Raw genomic sequence first — 5747 nt, forward strand, 5'->3', positions numbered from 1 at the left:
TGGTGTATTTACCCCTATTCAAGCCGATACGATTTGCTTACACGGTGACACCGCGGGTGCCTTAGAGATGTCGGCTGCGATTAAAGCTGAACTGTTAAATCATCATATTGAAATTCGTCCCTTTGTCTTAAAGCATGAGGAAGTAAGCAATGTATAAGGATATCCGAGTCGATTCAGCGCAGCTTGAAGCCGCTTTAGCCGCGCGTTTAAAAATTCGTGCAGGCTTTGACAAACCAACGGCGGGTATGGCTGCGGGCATGACGCAGGTCAATATGATTTCGGTACCTAAAGATTGGGCTTATGATTTTCTACTCTATGCTCATCGCAATCCGCAAAGCTGTCCTGTTTTAGACGTGCTAGAGGAAGGTGTATATGCCACGAGACTGGCAGAAAACTCAGATATACGCACGGACTTCCCTCGTTATCGCATTTGGAAAGACGGTGAAATGGTCGATGAAGTAACCGATGCGAGAGACATTTATCATGCGCATCCTGACTTAGTGACCTTTCTAATTGGCTGTAGTTTTTCTTTTGAAACTGCACTGCAAGAGGCGGGCATTGAAGTTCGTCATATCCATGATCAGACCAATGTGCCGATGTATTTGAGTAGTATTCCATGTCAGCCTGCGGGGCGTATTTCTGGCAACATGGTGGTTTCTATGCGCCCAATTCCATCCCATCAAATCGCGGATGCCGTCAAAATTACAGCACGGATGCCAAGTGTGCATGGCGCACCTGTACATATTGGACATCCTGAAGGTTTAGGCATTCGTAATGTGAATCAGCCAGACTTTGGTGATGCTTCACGTATTGAGGCTGGGGAAATTCCTGTGTTTTGGGCTTGTGGCGTCACCCCACAAGCAGCGGTGATGAACTCAAAAATTCCTTTTGCGATCAGCCATGCACCCGGTCATATGTTTATTACCGACATTCCTGATCGTGCATGGATAGGTTAAGCGGCACGAAAGAACAATTAAAAGGATAGGCATATGCGTTTTTTATCGGTAAACGCGGATTGTTTTCTCATAGAGCTTGCCAGCCTAGAGGAAACATTGGCGTTGTACAATAAATTGCACACGATGCAATTGAATGGAATTAAAGACTTAGTCCCTGCTGCAAAAACGATTTTGGTATTTTTTAATGAAATCGAGACCACCTTTAAAACACTGGTTGCTTCGATTCAGACTGTAAAAATTGGTTCAGGCGTTGAGCGTAATGTCGAAGAGCTGATTATTCCTATCTGCTATACGGGTGAAGACCTTGCTCAGGTTGCAGAGTTACAAGGGCTTTCAATTGCCGATGTGATTTTGAAGCATCGTCAAAGTATTTGGAATGTAGCCTTTATTGGCTTTGCACCGGGCTTTGCTTATATGAGCAGTCCCGATCGGCCTTTTACAGATATTCCTCGTTTAGCTGCACCACGTAAAAAAATACCGTCGGGTTCTTTGGGACTGGCAGGACAATATTCAGGGATTTACCCGAAAGATAGTCCGGGGGGCTGGCAGTTGATCGGTACGACTGCTGAAAAAATGTGGGATCTAGAGCGTAAAAATCCAGCGCTACTGTTACCGGGGATGACGGTACATTTTGAAGATGTCACACATCAACCGACCACGGTTAGCGTAGCACAGCAAGTCACTCGTACAGTTGAGCCGAAACAATCCATGCCTTTGTTTACGGTAACGGCACCGAGTCTACAGATGCTGATTCAAGATGAAGGGCGTTTTAACCAGACCAATATTGGTGTGGGTGTTGCAGGGGCGATGGATGTATCGGCAATGCACAGCGCAAATCGAATTGTTGGTAACCCAACTCAGACGCCTGTGATTGAAGTTTTAAATGGTGGTTTGAAAGCCAAAATGCATCAGTCTGCAGTTATTGCGGTTACGGGAGCAATTTCAAACATCCACGTGAAATTTAGTGATGGCCAAAAGACTGACTTTGAGAGCTATCAAGCGATTGCTCTTGATGACGGTGATGAGTTTCAGATTCAAGCACCGACGGCAGGGCTGAGGAATTATCTGGCGATTCGTGGTGGTATCGACGTGCAGCCTGTGCTGAAGAGTGCCTCATTTGATAGTTTGGCTGTATTAGGGCCAGAACCTCTAAAAACGGGGGATACGGTTTATCAAGGACAGGTTGAAGTTTCAAATATTAGTGTCACCGAAGTTGCAAAGTTGCACTTGCCTAAAGTTGGCGATGTAGTAGAGCTCGACATTGTGATGGGACCGCGAACGGATTGGTTCGAAGCAGAGAGCATTGAGCGCTTATGCCAGCAAGCTTGGCTTGTGACCAATGAAAGCAATCGGGTTGGACTGAGACTCTCAGGTGAGCAGCCGTTGCGGCGCAAAATTACCCATGAGTTGGAAAGTGAGGGAACTTGTATTGGTGCTTTACAGATTCCACCCAGTGGTCAACCTGTACTGTTTATGAACGACCATCCTTTAACTGGCGGCTACCCCGTCATTGCTTCTGTGGCGAAGCACCATTGGGACCTAGTGGCGCAGATTCCAGCAGGGTGCCAAATCAAATTTAAAAAAATGACTGAATTTACAGATTTTGAGAATGAATGATGACGACTGAAAAATTATTAATTGCAAACCGTGGTGAAATTGCTGTTCGTATTATTCATGCTTGCCGAGATATGGGTATTAGCTCAGTTGCGTTATATGCCGATGACGATATGGACAGTATGCATGTCGAGCTGGCGGATGAAGCATGGGGTTTGGCGGGTGCAACTGCACGTGAAACCTATTTGAATATTCCAGCCATTCTTGAGGTTGCTAAAAAATCCAAAGCAACCATGGTTCATCCGGGTTATGGTTTTTTATCTGAACGTGCTGAATTTGCCCAAGCAGTGATTGATGCAGGCTTAAAGTGGGTCGGACCATCGCCAAGTGCCATTGAAAAATTGGGTGATAAAATTGAAGCGCGTAAAATCGCCGCTTCAGTGGGTGCTCCTTTAGTTCAAGGCACACAAGATCCTTTAAATAATGCTGATGAAGCCCTCGAGTTTGCAAAGCGGTTTGGTTTACCTATTGCGATTAAAGCCGCATTTGGCGGTGGTGGTCGAGGTTTAAAAGTCGTTTGGAAACTGGAAGATGTAAAAGAGCTGTATGATTCGGCTGTACGTGAAGCACAAGCTGCTTTTGGCCGCGGTGAGTGTTTTGTTGAACAATATCTAGATCAACCACGCCATGTCGAAGCGCAAGTGATTGCGGATCAACATGGCAATGTAGTGGTTTTAGGTACACGTGATTGTTCGCTACAGCGTCGTAATCAGAAGTTGGTTGAAGAAGCGCCAGCGCCTTTTATCAGCGATGAGATATATCAAGAAATTTTAACTTCGGCTAAAAATATCTGTCAGGCAGCCAACTATGTCGGTGCGGGTACAGTTGAATATTTGCTGAGCCGTGATGGAAAGCTTTCATTTTTAGAGGTTAATACCCGCTTGCAGGTGGAACATCCTGTCACGGAAGAAACAGCAAAAGTTGATTTAGTGGTTGAGCAAATTCGCGTGGCTCAAGGTCATGAACTTTCAATCAAAGAAACCCCGAAAGTGCAGGGGCATGCCATTGAGTTTCGTATCAATGCTGAAGACCCTGCTCGTGGCTTTATTCCTGCATTTGGTGTATTGAGTTTATTTGAAGCACCGTTTGGTCAGGGCGTACGCGTAGACACAGGTGTTCGTACAGGCTCTTTGGTATCGAGTCATTTTGATTCGCTCATGGCAAAACTGATTATCACAGGTCCAACACGTGAGGTTACTATTGCTCGTGCAAAACGTGCGCTTAAGCAATTTAAAATTGAAGGGGTTGCTTCGGTTTTAGACTTTCACCGTGCTGTATTAAATGAAGCTGATTTTGCCGACACATTTAATGTCCATACTCGTTGGATTGAAAATGATTTTAAGCAAGACTTAAAACCAACGAAACGCAGTATTCCGAATCATCAACAACCGATGTTACTCAGCTATATTGAAATTGATGGAAAATTACATCGTTTAGGCTTACCAGCGGGCATGTTTGCACAAAACTCTACCATCACTGCTCAAGACCAACCAGCTACAGAAACAGCCATGCGTGCTGAACATTTACTTGCACCGATCAATGGCGTGATTAGCACTTGGAAAATAGAAAACGGGGAGCAGGTCGCAGAGGGGCAAGTGGTTGCGATTATGGAAGCCATGAAAATGGAAGTCCCTGTACTTGCGCATCAAAGCGGAGTGATTCAATTGACGGTTCAGCAAGGAGCAACTTGTCACGCAGAGCAGATCATTGGCTCAATTTGCTAAAAATTTAATCATCTAAATGAACCTGATGTAGCATGCAGCTAAGTCAGGTTTTTCGTTTGGACATTTTTAAAAATGAGCGCGAGTGACTTTGTTGTATGGATAAATAAAGTAGAAAAATGGTTCGATAAAGATTTAACAAATAAAGAAAGAATATTTTCTTCGTATGGGCTTGCTCTATATCTACGTTGAGACAAAATTAAGATAAAGCTTTTCTACCTGTTCAATGGTGGGCTTCAAATACTTCCATTTCCTAGGTTGTTAAATCAACAGACTTTTAATAATACGAAATAATCTATAGCAGCAGAGCCTACCATATGACTACTTTTGATGATTTATGTGAATTTACATAAACAGAATAAGAGATATGTTTTATTGTAACTTGTTGTTATTGGTAAAAATAAAGTACTCCGAAGATGCCGCTGCATGTGTCGTTACCCTGAACCCGATGAGTTCAAGGTGGACGCGACGTATACTTGCTGGGTTTCCCGCTCGAAGACGGGCATACACTCTAAATATACAGAACACAATCCATAAGTTTAAGTATCGGCAGGGGAATAGACCCGCTGGCGAACACCTCAGAGTTGCATTAAGTATAACGCATCTCACGTTGATGGCAACTCATAGACCGCTACGAACTGTAAACTCGTGCACAAGTGTTGATAGTTTATGCAAAAATGAAAGCACTTTAGGTAAAATCTTTAACGTCTTCAATAATGCTCGCTAACAAACGTTCTGCATGTGCATATTCTTGTAGCGTTTTATTCATAGACAGAACTTCTTGCATTAACTCAAGCGCCACCATAATGATGATTTTACTAGGTTCTACACGTGGTGCTTTACGACGAAATTCATCATATTTATCATTTAAAAGTAGCGCTGCACGTTCAAGGTCAGCTTTCTCTTTTTCTGTTGTGACTAAACGAAAACTATGACCTAAGACACGTAATTCAACAGTAATTTGTTCACTCATGATTAAACTTCCTCACCAGCTTCTGTTGGATGGGCAAGTTGCTGAATTTCTTGCGCGTGATGGTCTTGCTCTGTACCTAAAATAGCTAGACGTTGGATGATGGCTTCGACTTTAGCTTTGGCATGTTCATTTTTTTGTAACAATCTTTCACGTTCTTGCTGAAGTGCTTGGATTTCTTGCTGCGCTTGACGCTGATCATTGTTCAATTTTTCTTTAATTGCACGTAATTCATTACGTTCAGCCAAGATTTCCTGAAAGCGATTTTTTAAATCCGTACAACTTTTTTCCAAACGGCTATAACGATCGGCCAAAGCAGTCGCATCAGTATTCAAGTGTTGATATTGGGTCTGAGCGCTACTTAATTGCTCAGTTAAATCATCAATTTGTTCTTGTTTCTGGGTAATTAAGCTATTTTTTTGCACAACTTGAGAACGGTGCTGTTCTTCAGCATCCAGTTTGGCTGCATTTAAAGTGCTATTTTCA

General features: G+C 43.4%; 6 protein-coding genes and 1 other RNA gene. 4 read left to right on the forward strand and 3 right to left on the reverse strand.

The window, feature by feature from the left end; genetic code table 11:
* The 4 genes from B4F08_RS17225 to B4F08_RS07100 all read left to right on the forward strand — a co-directional run.
* On the forward strand, positions 1-157 hold a 157-nt coding region (locus B4F08_RS17225; RefSeq protein WP_349680372.1), incomplete at its 5' end, for a LamB/YcsF family protein.
* On the forward strand, positions 150-956 hold the full coding sequence (locus B4F08_RS07090; RefSeq protein ID WP_291373937.1) for a putative hydro-lyase: 807 nt from the start codon (positions 150-152) through the stop codon (positions 954-956). The genes B4F08_RS17225 and B4F08_RS07090, both read left to right, overlap by 8 nt.
* Positions 957-989: 33 nt before the next feature.
* Entirely contained in the window at positions 990-2573 is a 1584-nt protein-coding gene (locus tag B4F08_RS07095) for an urea amidolyase family protein (RefSeq protein WP_291373938.1), read from the forward strand.
* Positions 2573-4294, forward strand: coding sequence for an acetyl/propionyl/methylcrotonyl-CoA carboxylase subunit alpha (locus B4F08_RS07100; protein ID WP_291373940.1), 1722 nt, complete (start codon positions 2573-2575; stop codon positions 4292-4294). Before B4F08_RS07095 ends, B4F08_RS07100 begins: the two co-directional genes overlap by 1 nt.
* Positions 4295-4694: 400 nt before the next feature.
* Here B4F08_RS07100 and ssrS read toward each other — a convergent pair.
* The 3 genes from ssrS to B4F08_RS07115 form a co-directional block, all read right to left on the reverse strand.
* Positions 4695-4879: non-coding RNA, 6S RNA (gene ssrS, locus B4F08_RS07105), on the reverse strand.
* 100 nt (positions 4880-4979) lie between these two features.
* Complete coding sequence (locus B4F08_RS07110) at positions 4980-5264, reverse strand: cell division protein ZapA (protein WP_086207826.1); 285 nt, start codon at positions 5262-5264, stop codon at positions 4980-4982.
* Between the two features lie 2 nt (positions 5265-5266).
* A partial coding sequence (locus tag B4F08_RS07115) for a hypothetical protein (RefSeq protein ID WP_291373939.1) occupies positions 5267-5747 on the reverse strand: 481 nt, incomplete at its 5' end.

The sequence above is a fragment of the Acinetobacter sp. UBA6720 genome (assembly GCF_002454215.1).
Taxonomy (GTDB): Bacteria; Pseudomonadota; Gammaproteobacteria; order Pseudomonadales; family Moraxellaceae; genus Acinetobacter.

Excerpts from the sequence above, each read along its gene's own strand:
- B4F08_RS07100 (WP_291373940.1), top strand. The coding sequence starts at position 2,573 with ATGACGACTGAAAAATTATTAATTGCAAACCGTGGTGAAATTGCTGTT.
- B4F08_RS07110 (WP_086207826.1), bottom strand. The coding sequence starts at position 5,264 with ATGAGTGAACAAATTACTGTTGAATTACGTGTCTTAGGTCATAGTTTT.
- B4F08_RS07095 (WP_291373938.1), top strand. The coding sequence starts at position 990 with ATGCGTTTTTTATCGGTAAACGCGGATTGTTTTCTCATAGAGCTTGCC.
- B4F08_RS07090 (WP_291373937.1), top strand. The coding sequence starts at position 150 with ATGTATAAGGATATCCGAGTCGATTCAGCGCAGCTTGAAGCCGCTTTA.